Here is a 14,312-nt window from a genome sequence, read left to right on the forward strand (position 1 = left end):
TAATCACAAGAGTGAATACAGTAAAAGGAGTAAATCAATGCCAAATTACAATATTCCATTTTCACCACCCGATATTACCGAAGCAGAAATTGCTGAAGTAGCAGATACCCTCCGTTCTGGTTGGATCACAACAGGTCCAAAGACAAAAGAATTGGAGCGTCGTCTATCTGCCTATACTCAGACACCTAAGACAGTCTGCCTCAACTCTGCAACTGCCGCTCTTGAGTTGATTTTGCGTGTTTTGGAAGTGGGACCTGGGGATGAAGTCATCGTTCCAGCTATGACTTATACAGCTTCATGTAGTGTCATCACTCACGTGGGAGCAACACCTGTCATGGTGGATATCCAAGCAGATACGTTTGAAATGGACTATGACTTGCTTGAGCAAGCCATTACTGAAAAGACTAAGGTGATTATTCCGGTTGAGCTTGCAGGGATTGTTTGTGACTATGACCGTTTGTTCCAAGTTGTTGAGAAGAAACGTGACCTCTTTACAGCTACTAGCAAGTGGCAAAAGGCCTTTAACCGTATTGTGATTGTCTCTGATAGTGCTCATGCTTTGGGTTCAACCTATAAAGGACAACCAGCTGGTTCCATTGCAGACTTTACATCATTCTCTTTCCACGCAGTTAAGAACTTCACAACTGCTGAAGGAGGAAGTGCTACTTGGAAAGCTAATCCAGCTATTGATGATGAAGAAATGTACAAGGAATTCCAAATCCTATCTCTTCATGGTCAAACTAAAGATGCTCTTGCCAAGATGCAACTAGGTTCATGGGAATACGATATCGTAACACCTGCCTACAAGTGCAACATGACGGATATCATGGCTTCAATTGGTTTGGTACAATTGGATCGTTATCCTGGCTTGCTTCAACGTCGTAAAGAAATCGTAACTTGCTATGACCGTGGATTTGCAGGAACTCGTATTCACCCATTGGCTCATAAGACAGATACTGTAGAATCTTGTCGTCACCTTTACGTTACCCATGTAGAAGGAGCAAGTCTCGAACAACGCAATCAAATTATCCAAGAATTGGCCAAAGCTGGAATCGCAAGTAACGTTCACTACAAACCGCTTCCTCTTTTGACAGCCTATAAGAATCTAGGATTTGACATGGCTGATTATCCACGAGCTTATGCTTTCTTTGTAAATGAAATTACACTACCACTTCACACGAAATTAACGGATGAAGAAGTAGATTATATCATTGAAACTTTTGTCAGAGTTTCTGAAGAAGTTCTAGGCGCTTCAGAAAAATAATTAAAAAAATTAGTAAAAAATTAGTGAAAACGGTTGACAAAGAAAAAACAATAACATATAATTAACTCAACAAATCAGAAAAGTAATTATTTTTGATCTTCAGGGAGCCTGTGGTTACTGTGAACAGGTGGTTGAAACTAGTGAAATTGGGCTGATTTTAAAAGTGAATTTGAAACAATGAAAATTCGGTAGGCACACCTTACAGTGCAACTTGTTGTTAGACAAGGCAGAGATGTAAAGGGGATATTCTCTTTACAATTGAGGTGGTACCGCGTTACGAACGCCCTCACATGGAAATAGATTCCGTGTGTGGGTTTTTTCTATCCGTCATTTTGTTTATCTTTTATTAGGGCGTTAAGTCGCTTTGATGAACTTGAGTTCTATCTACAGCTCCTTGCCTACTACTAAAAGCAAACAAAAGGCTGGATTCATATAGAAGGAGGAAAAATTTATGACAACTAAAGGTTATTTTGGACAATTTGGTGGTAGTTTTGTACCAGAACCAATTCAGGCTTTATTAGATGAGTTGGAAGTGACTTTTGATAAATACAAGGACGATCCAGAATTTTTGGCAGAATATCGTCATTACTTGAAGGATTATTCAGGTCGTGAGACTCCGCTCTATTTTGCAGAAAGCTTGACAGAGCACTTAGGTGGAGCTAAGATTTATCTCAAACGTGAAGACCTTAACCACCTTGGATCTCACAAGCTCAACAACGTTTTAGGACAAATCCTTCTAGCAAAACGCATGGGTAAAAAGCGTGTCATTGCTGAGACAGGAGCTGGCCAGCACGGTGTTGCGACAGCTGCAGCTGCGGCCAAATTTGGTATGGCATGTGATGTCTATATGGGGGCAGAAGATGTGGAGCGTCAACGTCTCAATGTCTTCCGCATGGAGATGATGGGAGCAACTGTTCACGCAGTTGAAACTGGTACTCGTACCCTCAAAGATGCGGTTGATGCAGCCTTTGGAGCATGGATGAATGACCTTGAAGCATTCTACGTTTTAGGATCTGCTGTAGGCCCTCATCCTTATCCAACGATTGTCCATGAATTCCAAAAGGTTATTAGTGAAGAATCACGTCGTCAAATCTTGGGAAAAGAAGGACGTCTGCCAGACTACGTTATTGCCTGTGTGGGTGGTGGTTCTAATGCCATCGGAGCTTTTTCACAGTATGTAGCTGATGAAGAAGTAAAATTGGTTGGGGTAGAAGCTGCTGGTCATGGACTTGATACAGACAAGCACGCAGCAACTATGACCAAGGGTAGTGTCGGAATTGTCGATGGAATGAAGACTTATGCAGTTTTTAAGGAAGATGGAGAGCTGGCGCCAGTTTACTCTATCTCAGCAGGTTTGGACTATCCAGGGGTTGGTCCAGAACATGCCTTCTTTAAAGACTCTGGTCGAGTAGAATATGTAGCAGCGACAGACGAAGAAGCTGTCCAAGCCTTGCTTTTATTAAGCAAAACAGAAGGAATCATCCCTGCAATTGAAAGCTCACATGCTATCGCTGAAGCAGTTAAACGTGCGCCGAAACTAAGTAAAGATGAGATTATCATCATCAATGTCTCTGGTCGTGGAGACAAGGACGTAGCTGCTATTGCAGATTATCTTGAAGCTAAAAAATAAAAGATGGAAAAGATACAGAGATTTCTCTCACAGAGAGCTTGTGGTTGCTGAAAACAAGCAGAGAAAGCTGTAAGGTTGGGTCCATCTGAAATGAGAGAAGAAAACATGATTCTCGAGGGAGTGCCCTTTATCGCACAACCTGTTACAGGAGCTATCTGAGACAGGAATGAGAGATAGGAGAAATCCTATAATTGAGGTGGCACCACGAATTTCGTCCTCACGCAAGTTATTTTGCGTGGGGATTTTTTGTAGAATCAACACGAAATTTAAGAAGAACTGAAAGGGAAATTACAATGGAACGAATCATTCATGGAGATGTTTTATCACCAATCTTGGCTTATATGCGCTTAAACGGAAAACACAAGGTCATACTTGAAAGTATCCCAAGAGAAAAAGAAAATGCTCGATTTTCTATCTTAGCCTATAACCCAGTTTTTGAGATTAAGTTTGAGAATGGAGTTCTTTATCAAAATGGTCAGGTGATTGATCGTGATCCCTTGGATTTCCTCTATGAGGTGACTCATAAGAGTCAGCACCATTCAGACCTCCCTTTTGGTGGGGGAGCCATTGGCTTTGTGGGTTACGATATGATTTCGCTCTATGAGGAAATCGGCCAAATCCCTCAGGATACCATTGGGACGCCAGATATGCATTTCTTCGTATATGAGAGTTATATAGTTTTTGACCATAAGAAAGAAAAAATTAATGTCATCGAGGATGCTCTCTACAGTAATCGTAGTAATGAAGAACTAGAAGTGGCTTTAGATCAGGTTTTAGAAGAGTTGAAAATCCCTGCTCCAAATGAATTTGAAGATTTGGACGTTTCTCCACTTCAGTTTAGACCACATATTGCACCTCAGAAATTTGAAGAGATGGTAGAAACAGCTCGCGACTTGATTCGCAAGGGAGATATGTTCCAATGTGTGCTCAGTCAGCGCTTCTCCGCAGAAGTAACTGGAAATCCTTTTGACTTCTACAGAAATCTCCGAGTGACCAATCCATCAAATTACCTCTACTTTTATGACTTTGGAAATTATCAAATTATCGGTGCCAGTCCTGAGAGCTTGGTTTCCGTCAAAAATGGCATTGTGACAACCAATCCAATTGCAGGTACACGTCCTAGAGGTGCCAATGATGAGGAAGATGCGGCACTTGCAAGTGATCTACTTTCTGATGAAAAGGAAATGGCAGAACACCGAATGTTGGTGGACTTGGGACGAAATGATATCGGTAGAATTGCTGAAACAGCAAGTGTCCAAGTAACCAAGTATATGGAAGTCGAACTTTTCCGCTATGTCATGCATTTGACCAGCGTGGTTAAAGGACATTTATTACCAGAACTGACTGCCATGGATGCCTTAAAGGCGACACTTCCGGTAGGAACAGTATCGGGAGCACCAAAGATTCGGGCCATGAAACGCATCTATGAACTAGAAAAAGAGAAGCGAGGTGTCTATGCAGGAGCTATCGGTTACTTATCAGCAACTGGAGACATGGATTTTGCTATTGCAATTCGAACCATGATTCTTAAAAATAAAACAGCCTACGTACAGGCTGGTGCAGGAATTGTTTATGATTCCATCGCTCAGAACGAATACCAAGAAACGATTAACAAAGCTAAATCTATGACTAGAATGGGAGAACTAAGACCATGATTTTATTGATTGACAATTATGATTCATTTACTTATAACCTGGCTCAATATATCGGGAATTTCGCAGAAGTTCAGGTTTTGAGAAATGATGATCCAAACCTTTATGAAGAAGCTACAAAGGCAGATGGACTGGTCTTTTCTCCTGGCCCAGGTTGGCCAGCTGATGCTGGGAAAATGGAAGAAATGATTCGTGATTTTGCAGGTAAGAAACCTATTCTAGGGATTTGTTTGGGGCACCAAGCCATCGCAGAAGTCTTTGGTGGCAAGTTAGGCTTGGCTCCTAAAGTTATGCACGGTAAACAAAGTCAAATCCGATTTGAGACTCCATCAGTTCTCTATCAAGGGATTGAGGACAATCGTCCAGTCATGCGTTACCACAGTATTTTAATCGAAGAGATGCCAGAAGAGTTTGAAGTGACAGCTCGTTCGATAGATGACCAAGCTATTATGGGGATTCAACACAAAACCTTGCCGATTTATGGTTTTCAGTATCATCCAGAAAGTATTGGAACGCCAGATGGCCTATCTTCTATTCAGAATTTTATCGAGAAAGTTGTAAAGTGAGGAACACAAAATGAAAGAAATTATTGAAAAATTAGCCAACTTTGAAGATTTATCAAGTGTTGAAATGACAGATGTGATCGAACGCATCGTAACAGGGCGAGTGACAGAAGCACAAATTGCGTCCCTACTTTTAGCTCTTAAAATGAAGGGAGAAACACCTGAAGAAAGAACAGCCCTCGCTCAAGTCATGAGAGGACATGCTCAACACATTCCAACAAATATTCAAGATGCTATGGATAACTGTGGTACAGGTGGAGATAAGTCATTTAGCTTCAACATTTCTACAACTGCAGCCTTTGTCTTGGCAGGTGGAGGAATCCACATGGCCAAACATGGAAATCGCTCTATTTCTTCTAAATCTGGGTCAGCAGATGTCTTGCAAGCTTTGGGAATCAATATTGACCTCAAACCATCACAATTGGGTAAGGTGTTTGATAAAACAGGAATCGTCTTTCTCTTTGCCAAAAACATGCATCCAGCTATGAAATATATCATGCCAGCACGTTTGGAATTGGGAATTCCAACCATCATGAATTTGACAGGTCCGCTCATTCACCCAATGGTCTTGGAAACACAGCTTCTAGGAATCAGTCGCCCAGAACTTCTGGAAAGTACTGCTCAGGTCTTGAAAAACATGGGCCGCAAACGTGCCATTGTAGTAGCCGGTCCAGAAGGATTGGATGAAGCTGGTTTGAATGGAACTACCAGTATTGCCCTTCTTGAAAATGGTGAAATTACTTTATCAACCTTTACTCCAGAAGATTTGGGAATGGAACGCATTGCTATTGAAGACATTCGTGGGGGAAATGCTCATGAAAATGCAGCCATTCTTGTCAGTGTTCTTAATAACGAACCAAGTCCATTCTTGGAAACAACAGTTTTAAATGCAGGTCTCGGATTCTACGCCAATGGTAAAGCAGACAGTATCAAGGATGGAGTTGAATTGGCACGTCAAGTGATTGCCAGTGGTAAGGCCCTTGAAAAACTCAGACTATTACAGGAGTATCAAAGATGAGTCAGGAATTTTTGTCACGAATCCTAGAGCAAAAGGCGCGTGAAGTTGAAAAGATGGAACGAGAGGAACTTCAGCCCTTGCGAGAAAGCTATCGTTTGGCTGAATATTTGAAAAACCATCAGGACCGCTTGCAAATCATTGCTGAGGTCAAAAAGGCAAGTCCAAGTCTAGGTGATATCAATCTGGATGTGGATATCGTACAACAGGCCCAGACTTACGAGGCTAACGGCGCGGTTATGATTTCTGTTCTGACAGATGAGGTTTTCTTTAAAGGTCATTTGGATTATCTGCGAGAGATTTCTAGTCAGGTAGAGATTCCGACGCTCAACAAGGACTTTATCATCGATGAAAAGCAAATCATCCGTGCTCGCAATGCAGGTGCGACCGTCATCTTGCTCATCGTAGCGGCCTTATCTGAAAAACGACTCAAGGAGCTTTACGACTACGCGACAGAACTGGGTCTAGAAGTTTTGGTGGAAACTCATAATCTTGCTGAACTGGAAGTGGCTCATAGACTTGGAGCTCAAATTATTGGTGTCAACAATCGCAATTTGACAACCTTTGGAGTCGACTTGCAGACCAGCTTAGACTTGGCCAAACACTTTAAGGATGATTGCTTGTACATTTCTGAATCTGCTATTTTTACAGAGGAGGATGCAAAACGAGTAGCACCATACTTTAACGGAATTTTAGTAGGAACAGCCCTCATGCAGGCAGAAGATGTAGCCCAGAGAATCAAGGAGTTGCAGATTGACAAAGGTTAAGATTTGTGGACTATCGACCAAAGAAGCGGTAAAAACAGCTGTGTCGGCTGGAGCAGACTACATTGGTTTTGTCTTTGCACCTAGCAAAAGACAGGTGACCTTGGAACAAGCAGCAGAGCTGGCTAAGTTTATTCCTAGCCATATTCAAAAAGTTGGAGTATTTGTTTCACCCAGTCGGGCAGAACTGTTAGAAGCGGTAGACAAAGTTGGTTTGGACTTTGCACAAGTTCACGGTCAGGTAGTAGATAAACTATTTGAAAATTTACCTTGTGCCAGTATTCAAGCTGTACAAGTTGATGGGAATGGGCATGTACCCAATTCTCAGGCAGATTATCTACTCTTTGATGCTCCTGTGGCAGGGAGTGGACAAACCTTTGACTGGGGCCGACTGGATACGACAGAACTAGCCCGGCCTTTCTTCATCGCAGGCGGGCTAAATGAGGACAATGTAGCAAGAGCAATTCAGCATTTCTCTCCCTTTGCAGTAGATGTATCAAGCGGAGTAGAAACAGACGGACAAAAAGATCATGAAAAGATTAGAAGATTTATAGAGAGGGTAAAGAATGGCATATCAAGAACCAAATAAAGATGGATTTTACGGGAAATTCGGTGGACGTTTTGTCCCAGAAACATTGATGACAGCAGTATTGGAATTGGAAGAGGCTTATCGTGAAAGTCAGGCAGATCCAAGTTTCCAAGAAGAGTTAAATCAACTTTTGCGCCAGTATGTAGGTCGTGAAACTCCCCTTTACTACGCAAAAAACTTGACCCAGCATATCGGCGGAGCCAAGATTTACCTTAAACGTGAAGACCTCAACCATACAGGCGCCCACAAGATTAACAATGCCTTGGGGCAAGTTCTCCTCGCTAAACGCATGGGCAAGAAGAAAATTATTGCTGAAACAGGTGCTGGTCAGCACGGTGTGGCAACTGCAACAGCTGCAGCCCTCTTTAACATGGAATGTACCATCTATATGGGTGAAGAGGATGTTAAACGTCAAGCCCTTAATGTCTTCCGTATGGAGCTTTTGGGAGCCAAGGTTGAAGCAGTGACAGACGGTTCGCGCGTGCTCAAGGATGCGGTCAATGCAGCCCTTCGTTCATGGGTGGCTAATATCGATGATACCCACTATATCCTTGGTTCTGCCCTGGGGCCTCATCCTTTCCCAGAAATCGTTCGTGACTTCCAAAGTGTCATTGGTCGAGAAGCTAAACAACAGTACCGTGAATTGACAGGTGAAAATTTACCAGATGTCCTAGTAGCCTGTGTTGGTGGTGGCTCTAATGCCATCGGACTTTTCCATCCATTTGTGGAAGATAAGTCAGTGGCTATGTATGGAGCTGAAGCAGCAGGACTAGGTGTGGATACAGAGCATCATGCAGCAACCTTGACCAAGGGTCGTCCAGGTGTTCTCCACGGATCTCTCATGGATGTGCTCCAAGATACCCATGGTCAAATTCTTGAAGCCTTCTCTATCTCAGCAGGTTTGGACTATCCTGGTATCGGTCCAGAACATTCTCACTACCACGACATCAAGCGTGCCAGCTATGTTCCTGTGACTGACGAAGAAGCCTTGGAAGGTTTCCAACTCTTGTCTCGTGTGGAAGGGATTATCCCGGCCTTGGAATCAAGCCATGCTATCGCCTTTGCGGTGAAATTGGCCAAAGAACTTGGCTCAGACAAATCCATGATTGTCTGTCTATCAGGTCGTGGGGACAAGGATGTGGTTCAAGTCAAAGACCGCTTGGAAGCAGATGCAGCAAAGAAGGGAGAAGCTCATGCCTAAGACATTAACAGAAAAATTGAATGCTATAAAAGCAGCTGGAAAAGGAATTTTTGTTCCTTACATCATGGCTGGAGACCACGAGAAAGGTTTGGATGGACTAGGAGAAACAATCCACTTTTTAGAAGATTTGGGTGTCTCAGCCATTGAAGTGGGCATTCCCTTTTCAGACCCAGTTGCAGATGGACCTGTTATCGAAGAAGCTGGCTTGCGCAGTCTAGCTCATGGGACTTCGACACAAGCTTTGGTTGAAACTTTGAAAACCATTCAAACAGAGGTGTCACTTGTTATCATGACCTACTTCAACCCCCTCTTTCAGTATGGTGTGGAGAACTTTGTCAAAGATTTGGCAGATACAGCGGTTAAGGGATTGATTATCCCAGACCTGCCTCATGAACATGCTAATTTCGTAGAGCCATTTTTGGCAGATACAGATATCGCCTTGATTCCTCTAGTTAGTTTGACGACAGGAATTGAGCGCCAGAAGGAGTTGATTGAAGGGGCAGAAGGTTTCGTCTATGCCGTTGCTATCAACGGGGTGACAGGGAAATCAGGCAATTACCGTGCAGACTTGGACAAGCACTTGGCACAATTGCATCAAGTGGCCGACATCCCCGTCTTGACAGGTTTTGGTGTATCTAGTCAAGCTGATATAGAACGCTTCAATGCGGTTTCAGATGGGGTTATCGTTGGTTCGAAAATTGTAAAAGCTCTCCATGAAGGACAGGTAGCAGAAATCGCTGACTTTATCCAAGAAGCAGTAGCTTACCAAAAATAATCGCACAAGCAGCCAGCACGAGGAAAGGCACGAAAGGAAGTCTTTCCTTTTTCTTTTGCAGGAGAAAGGCTAGAATGCCGGTTGTGGAAGCAATTTGAATTAAAATCAGCATTTCGGTTAGGCTAAAAATAAGGGCGCAAGAAGCCAGAAAGAGAAAATCCCCTGCGCCCATACGGATATCGATAAAATGAGCCAAAATTCCAAGGGCAAGGAAGAAAATCATAACCAGATTCCAGCCAGAGCAAACCATGAGAATAATGTGAAAAGTCAGCCATACTAGCAAGGGATATTCTTGATACTGGAGGTCATAGATTCCTAAGGTCAAGCCAGCAGTTATCAGAATAAGTTGTCCTAAGGTTAGATATTCCCAAGAGAAAGCTAGAAAGAGAAGTCCTAGAATCAGCTCAAAGAGAGCATACCAAAAGGGATAGCTTGAGTTACAGTAGCGACAACGAAAGCGATGGGCTACTTGAGAGATAATAGGAATCAAATCCAAGGGATGTAAGCGAGTATGGCAGGAATCGCAGTGACTAGCTGGACTGATAATGGATTGCTCTGGAAAACGGTCAATGACCAAACCAAGAAAGGAGGCGAGAATGCTTCCGACAAGAAAAAAATAAAAATCAATCATACTTATTTATTCGTAAAAAATGGAAGAAGCAGTATAATAGACAAATACAGATAAGATGGTGAGGAAAAGATGACAATTCGTTTTGAAGAAAATGTGAGTATAGAAAACGCTCAATTCGTATGCCAATGGTCTAACTCCCTTGGCAAATCCTTTCAAGAACAATGGATGGGAACAATGATTCCTTTTCCCTTGACAATTCATGTCTTGCAAGATTTGGAAGGAATCTTTTCAATCTTTGCTGGACAAGAGTTTGTCGGGCTTATCCAGAAAATCAGGATAGAAGACAGAAATCTTCATATCGGGAGATTATTGATCAACCCCCAGAAACAGGGGCAAGGGCTAGGTAGCCAGGCATTAAGGAAATTTGTTAGTTTGGCCTTTGAAAATGGAGATATAGATAGTATTTCTCTAAATGTCTTCGTGACAAATACAAGAGCTCAGAATCTTTACCAAAAAGAAGGATTTGAAATCGCTCAAATGTTGGAAGCACCTATACAAAAATATATGATGAAAAAATCTAGATAAGAATTAGATTATACCAGAAACTGTACCCTTACAATTTTTGATTTTCAAACTTGTTACAGAGAAATTTTCTTGATAAAATAGACACATGACTAGATATAAAGCAATCATTTCCTATGACGGATACGCCTTTGCTGGCTTTCAGCGGCAACCTCATGCTCGTAGTGTTCAGGAGGAAATTGAAAAAACTTTAACAAAATTAAATAAGGGACAAGCTATTACCATTCATGGAGCTGGGCGAACGGACAGTGGCGTTCATGCTTTAGGACAGGTCATTCACTTTGATCTTCCCTATCAGATGGATGAGGAAAAACTTCGTTTTGCTCTTGATACCCAAAGTCCTGAAGATATCGATGTGATTTCGATTGAGATAGTGGCTGACGATTTTCATTGCCGTTATGTCAAGCATAGCAAGACCTACGAGTTTATCGTAGATAGAGGACGTCCTAAAAATCCCATGCGTCGCCATTATGCGACTCATTATCCCTATCCACTCGATGTGGAGCGGATGCAAGAAGCTGTAAAAAAACTAGAGGGAACACATGACTTTACTGGTTTTACGGCATCAGGTACTAGTGTGGAGGATAAGGTTAGGACGATCACGGAAGCTAGTCTTAGGGTTGATGAAACAGGGCAGTTTTTGACCTTTACATTCTCTGGCAATGGCTTCCTCTATAAGCAGATTCGAAATATGGTCGGAACCCTTCTGAAAATTGGTAACAACCGTATGCCGATTGAACAGATTGACCTGATTTTGGAGAAAAAAGACAGACAGTTGGCAGGACCAACTGCAGCACCCAATGGTTTGTATTTGAAGGAGATTCGTTATGAAGAATAATCGTATTTTAGCACTTTCAGGAAATGATATTTTTAGTGGTGGTGGATTGGCAGCAGACCTTGCGACCTACACCTTGAATGGCTTGCATGGTTTTGTAGCCATGACTTGTTTAACTGCTTTGACGGAAAATGGTTTTGAGGTCTTCCCGACAGATGAGACTATTTTCCAACAACAGTTGGATAGCCTGAAAAGTGTAGACTTTGGAGGGATTAAGATTGGTCTCTTGCCGACAGTCGGTGTTGCTGAAAAAGCATTGAATTTCATTAAGGAAAGTTCAGGAGTTCCAGTAGTCTTGGACCCTGTATTGGTTTGTAAGGAAACGCACGACGTTGCAGTTAGTGAGCTCTGTCAAGAGTTGATTCGCTTTTTCCCTTATGTATCAGTGATTACTCCGAATCTTCCTGAGGCAGAGTTGCTTGCAGACCAAAAGATTGAAAGTCTGGAAGATATGAAGGCTGCAGCTCAAAAATTACATGACTTGGGTGCACCAGCAGTCATTATCAAGGGTGGGAATCGCCTCAGTCAGGATAAGGCTGTGGATGTTTTTTATGATGGTCATGACTTTACCATTTTAGAAAATCCAGTCTTAGGAGGTCAAAATGCTGGTGCAGGTTGTACCTTTGCATCGAGCATTGCCAGTCAATTAGTACAAGGAGAGGAGCTCTTACCAGCAGTTGAGAGTTCTAAAGCCTTTGTTTACCGTGCCATCGCACAAGCAGATCAATATGGAGTCAGACAATATGAAGCAAACCAAAACAAGTAAAATCGCCCTATTATCTATACTAACTGCTCTATCAGTAGTTTTAGGTTATATTGTAAAAATCCCAACTCAAGCAGGAATCTTAACTCTTTTAGATGCAGGAATCTTCTTTACCGCTTTTTATTATGGGCGCCGTGAAGGAGCCATCGTTGGGGGTCTAGGAGGTTTCCTCATTGACCTGATTTCAGGTTACCCTCACTGGATGTTCTTCAGCTTGCTTTTCCATGGTCTGCAGGGATATTTTGCAGGTTTTAAAGGAAAATGGCAGGGGCTTGGATTAGTTTTGGCGACTATCATCATGGTAGCTGGATATGCATGTGCGACTGCTTGGATGAAAGGTTGGGGGCAAGCCTGGTTAGATGTCCCTCACAATCTGTTACAGAATTTTGTTGGGATGGTTGTTGGGTATCTTCTATATCGGAGTATCAAGAACATTAGTAAGCAGTAAAAATAGTCTTCCATGGCAACTATTGAAAAAACTCTGATAATTTGCTAAAATGAAAGCTATGAAAACACTCTACGATGTGCAACAATTTCTCAAACAGTTTGGTATCATTGTCTATATGGGAAAACGTCTCTATGACATTGAACTGATGAAGATCGAGCTATCTCGAATCTATGATGCAGGCTTGATGGACAAGCTAGATTATTTAGAAGCGGAAGCTGTTCTGCGCAGAGAGCACAAACTAGAATTAGACTATTTAGAAAAAAATGGAGATTAGGTAATATGGTAACTTGGGTATTATGGGGACTTATTGTAGCGATGTTGGCTTGGATGGGATATAACTATCTTCGCATTCGTCAGGCAGCGAAAATTGTGGACAATGCAGAGTTTGAGTCATTGATTCGTACAGGACAGTTGATTGACTTACGTGATCCAGCTGACTTCCACAGAAAACATATCCTCGGAGCTCGTAATATCCCTTCAAATCAATTGAAGACAAGTCTTGCAGCGCTTCGCAAGGATAAACCTGTTCTTCTCTATGAAAACCAACGTGCGCAACGTGTGACCAATGCAGCACTTTTCTTGAAAAAACAAGGTTTCTCAGAAATTTATATTCTGTCTTACGGCTTGGATTCTTGGACAGGGAAAGTAAAAGTTGAAAAATAAGAAATGGCGGTGGGACAGAAATCGATAGACAAAGTCTCGATTTCGTAGTCCCAGCCCCGCGAGGATGATTAGGAGCTTTTTGGAGTCTAAAAGACGAACAAAAAGTTCAATCAGCAACCGCGTCAAAGTTTGATTGCTAATAAAAAGTGAGGTCGGGATCTTTTGTCCCAACCTCATTTTTTAACCACTTTTTCTAAGAAAGTCAAGAATGATTGCCAATTCTTGTGAGTTTAGATGTCGATAGTCGCCTTCTTGGAGATTGTCATCAAGACTCCAAGGGCCAAAATGGGTGCGTTTAAGAGCAGTGACCTTGACACCAACAGAGAGGAACATTTTTTTGACCTGATGAAACTTTCCTTCAGAGATGGTGATAGTGGCTTGGCTGAGACTAGGACTTGAGGATAAAATCTCAAGTTGAGCAGGTTTACAGATAGTTCCATCAAGAAAGGCAATCCCATCTTTAAACTCTTGAATCTGGTCGGGAGTTAGTGGCCCATTGACCTCTACTTGGTAAGTTTTATCTACATGATACTGAGGATGGAGGAGTTGAAAACCTAGGGGACCATTATCCGTTAAGAGGAGGAGACCCGTCGTATCCCGATCCAGACGGCCGATGGCGTAGAGTTGCTCTGACTGGAGATGCTGAGGAAGAAGGTCCATGACAGTTGGGAGTTTTTTATCCTTGCTTGCAGTCACGACTCCATTTGGCTTATGGAGCATGAGGTAGGTGTGTTCGTATCCTTGGATTTTTTTATCTTTGAAAATCAGCTCTTGCAACCCTGTATCAACATTCTGTGAAAGGGAACTAGCAGAGAGTCCATCAACTAAAATTTCTTTTTTCAAAAGAGCTTGTTTCATGGCCTTACGGCTGATTTTTTCCTGGGCTAATAATTTATCTAAACGCATACCAGCTTATCTTATCACAAGTTGGTTTTTTTGAAAAGAAAAGAGAAGGAATGAATTTTCTTTTGAAAACATTTACACTTACTTGAATTAA

At 42.2% G+C, this 14,312-nt stretch carries 17 protein-coding genes and 1 other annotated feature; of the genes, 15 read left to right on the forward strand and 2 right to left on the reverse strand.

Features of this window, described 5'->3' with window-relative positions:
• Nucleotides 1-37: 37 nt before the first annotated feature.
• The 9 genes from QM469_RS03800 to trpA all read left to right on the forward strand — a co-directional run bounded on the left by QM469_RS03800 (nucleotide 38) and on the right by trpA (nucleotide 9,453).
• Nucleotides 38-1,264, forward strand: coding sequence for a DegT/DnrJ/EryC1/StrS family aminotransferase (locus QM469_RS03800; RefSeq protein ID WP_414276446.1), 1,227 nt, complete (start codon nucleotides 38-40; stop codon nucleotides 1,262-1,264).
• Nucleotides 1,265-1,324: 60 nt separating this feature from the next.
• Nucleotides 1,325-1,555, forward strand: a binding site (T-box leader).
• Nucleotides 1,556-1,715: 160 nt separating this feature from the next.
• Nucleotides 1,716-2,894: a tryptophan synthase subunit beta gene (gene trpB, locus QM469_RS03805; RefSeq protein ID WP_414276445.1), complete on the forward strand. Its 1,179-nt coding sequence runs from the start codon at nucleotides 1,716-1,718 to the stop codon at nucleotides 2,892-2,894.
• A gap of 293 nt (nucleotides 2,895-3,187) precedes the next feature.
• Nucleotides 3,188-4,549 (forward strand): anthranilate synthase component I, encoded by a 1,362-nt coding sequence (gene trpE / locus QM469_RS03810; RefSeq protein WP_414276444.1) that lies wholly within the window; start codon nucleotides 3,188-3,190, stop codon nucleotides 4,547-4,549.
• Nucleotides 4,546-5,112 (forward strand): aminodeoxychorismate/anthranilate synthase component II, encoded by a 567-nt coding sequence (locus QM469_RS03815; RefSeq protein ID WP_414276443.1) that lies wholly within the window; start codon nucleotides 4,546-4,548, stop codon nucleotides 5,110-5,112. The genes trpE and QM469_RS03815 overlap by 4 nt, the downstream gene beginning before the upstream one ends.
• Before the next feature lie 10 nt (nucleotides 5,113-5,122).
• Complete coding sequence (gene trpD, locus QM469_RS03820; protein WP_075227783.1) at nucleotides 5,123-6,127, forward strand: anthranilate phosphoribosyltransferase; 1,005 nt, start codon at nucleotides 5,123-5,125, stop codon at nucleotides 6,125-6,127.
• On the forward strand, nucleotides 6,124-6,891 hold the full coding sequence (gene trpC, locus QM469_RS03825; protein ID WP_414276442.1) for an indole-3-glycerol phosphate synthase TrpC: 768 nt from the start codon (nucleotides 6,124-6,126) through the stop codon (nucleotides 6,889-6,891). The genes trpD and trpC overlap by 4 nt, the downstream gene beginning before the upstream one ends.
• The gene (locus QM469_RS03830; protein WP_248035975.1) at nucleotides 6,878-7,477 is read left to right on the forward strand and encodes a phosphoribosylanthranilate isomerase; all 600 of its coding nucleotides are present in this window, start codon (nucleotides 6,878-6,880) and stop codon (nucleotides 7,475-7,477) included. The genes trpC and QM469_RS03830 overlap by 14 nt, the downstream gene beginning before the upstream one ends.
• Nucleotides 7,455-8,678 carry a tryptophan synthase subunit beta gene (gene trpB, locus QM469_RS03835; protein ID WP_414276441.1) on the forward strand — a complete coding sequence of 408 codons (1,224 nt, stop codon included), beginning with the start codon at nucleotides 7,455-7,457 and terminating at the stop codon, nucleotides 8,676-8,678. The genes QM469_RS03830 and trpB (QM469_RS03835) overlap by 23 nt, the downstream gene beginning before the upstream one ends.
• Complete coding sequence (trpA, locus tag QM469_RS03840; RefSeq protein WP_414276440.1) at nucleotides 8,671-9,453, forward strand: tryptophan synthase subunit alpha; 783 nt, start codon at nucleotides 8,671-8,673, stop codon at nucleotides 9,451-9,453. The genes trpB (QM469_RS03835) and trpA overlap by 8 nt, the downstream gene beginning before the upstream one ends.
• Here the strand turns inward: trpA and QM469_RS03845 are convergent.
• The gene (locus QM469_RS03845) at nucleotides 9,422-10,084 is read right to left on the reverse strand and encodes a prepilin peptidase (RefSeq protein ID WP_414276439.1); all 663 of its coding nucleotides are present in this window, start codon (nucleotides 10,082-10,084) and stop codon (nucleotides 9,422-9,424) included. The two genes, trpA and QM469_RS03845, sit on opposite strands and share 32 nt — an antisense overlap.
• A 69-nt stretch (nucleotides 10,085-10,153) precedes the next feature.
• Between QM469_RS03845 and QM469_RS03850 the strand changes: the two genes are divergently transcribed.
• From QM469_RS03850 to QM469_RS03875, 6 genes are all read left to right on the forward strand, one after another.
• Nucleotides 10,154-10,609, forward strand: a complete 456-nt coding sequence (locus tag QM469_RS03850) for a GNAT family N-acetyltransferase (protein ID WP_414276438.1) — start codon at nucleotides 10,154-10,156, stop codon at nucleotides 10,607-10,609.
• An 85-nt stretch (nucleotides 10,610-10,694) separates the two neighbouring features.
• Complete coding sequence (gene truA / locus QM469_RS03855) at nucleotides 10,695-11,444, forward strand: tRNA pseudouridine(38-40) synthase TruA (RefSeq protein ID WP_414276437.1); 750 nt, start codon at nucleotides 10,695-10,697, stop codon at nucleotides 11,442-11,444.
• Entirely contained in the window at nucleotides 11,434-12,207 is a 774-nt protein-coding gene (locus tag QM469_RS03860) for a bifunctional hydroxymethylpyrimidine kinase/phosphomethylpyrimidine kinase (protein ID WP_248035981.1), read from the forward strand. The genes truA and QM469_RS03860 overlap by 11 nt, the downstream gene beginning before the upstream one ends.
• Nucleotides 12,185-12,652, forward strand: coding sequence for an ECF transporter S component (locus tag QM469_RS03865; RefSeq protein WP_153225495.1), 468 nt, complete (start codon nucleotides 12,185-12,187; stop codon nucleotides 12,650-12,652). Before QM469_RS03860 ends, QM469_RS03865 begins: the two co-directional genes overlap by 23 nt.
• A 49-nt stretch (nucleotides 12,653-12,701) precedes the next feature.
• Nucleotides 12,702-12,926: a YqgQ family protein gene (locus QM469_RS03870; protein WP_000646475.1), complete on the forward strand. Its 225-nt coding sequence runs from the start codon at nucleotides 12,702-12,704 to the stop codon at nucleotides 12,924-12,926.
• A gap of 5 nt (nucleotides 12,927-12,931) precedes the next feature.
• Nucleotides 12,932-13,315, forward strand: a complete 384-nt coding sequence (locus QM469_RS03875) for a rhodanese-like domain-containing protein (protein WP_414276436.1) — start codon at nucleotides 12,932-12,934, stop codon at nucleotides 13,313-13,315.
• Nucleotides 13,316-13,495: 180 nt separating this feature from the next.
• Here the strand turns inward: QM469_RS03875 and QM469_RS03880 are convergent, their stop codons facing one another.
• Complete coding sequence (locus QM469_RS03880; protein ID WP_414276435.1) at nucleotides 13,496-14,221, reverse strand: pseudouridine synthase; 726 nt, start codon at nucleotides 14,219-14,221, stop codon at nucleotides 13,496-13,498.
• Nucleotides 14,222-14,312: the final 91 nt, after the last annotated feature.

The organism is Streptococcus infantis (genome assembly GCF_047464215.1).
Lineage (GTDB): Bacteria > Bacillota > Bacilli > Lactobacillales > Streptococcaceae > Streptococcus > Streptococcus infantis_P.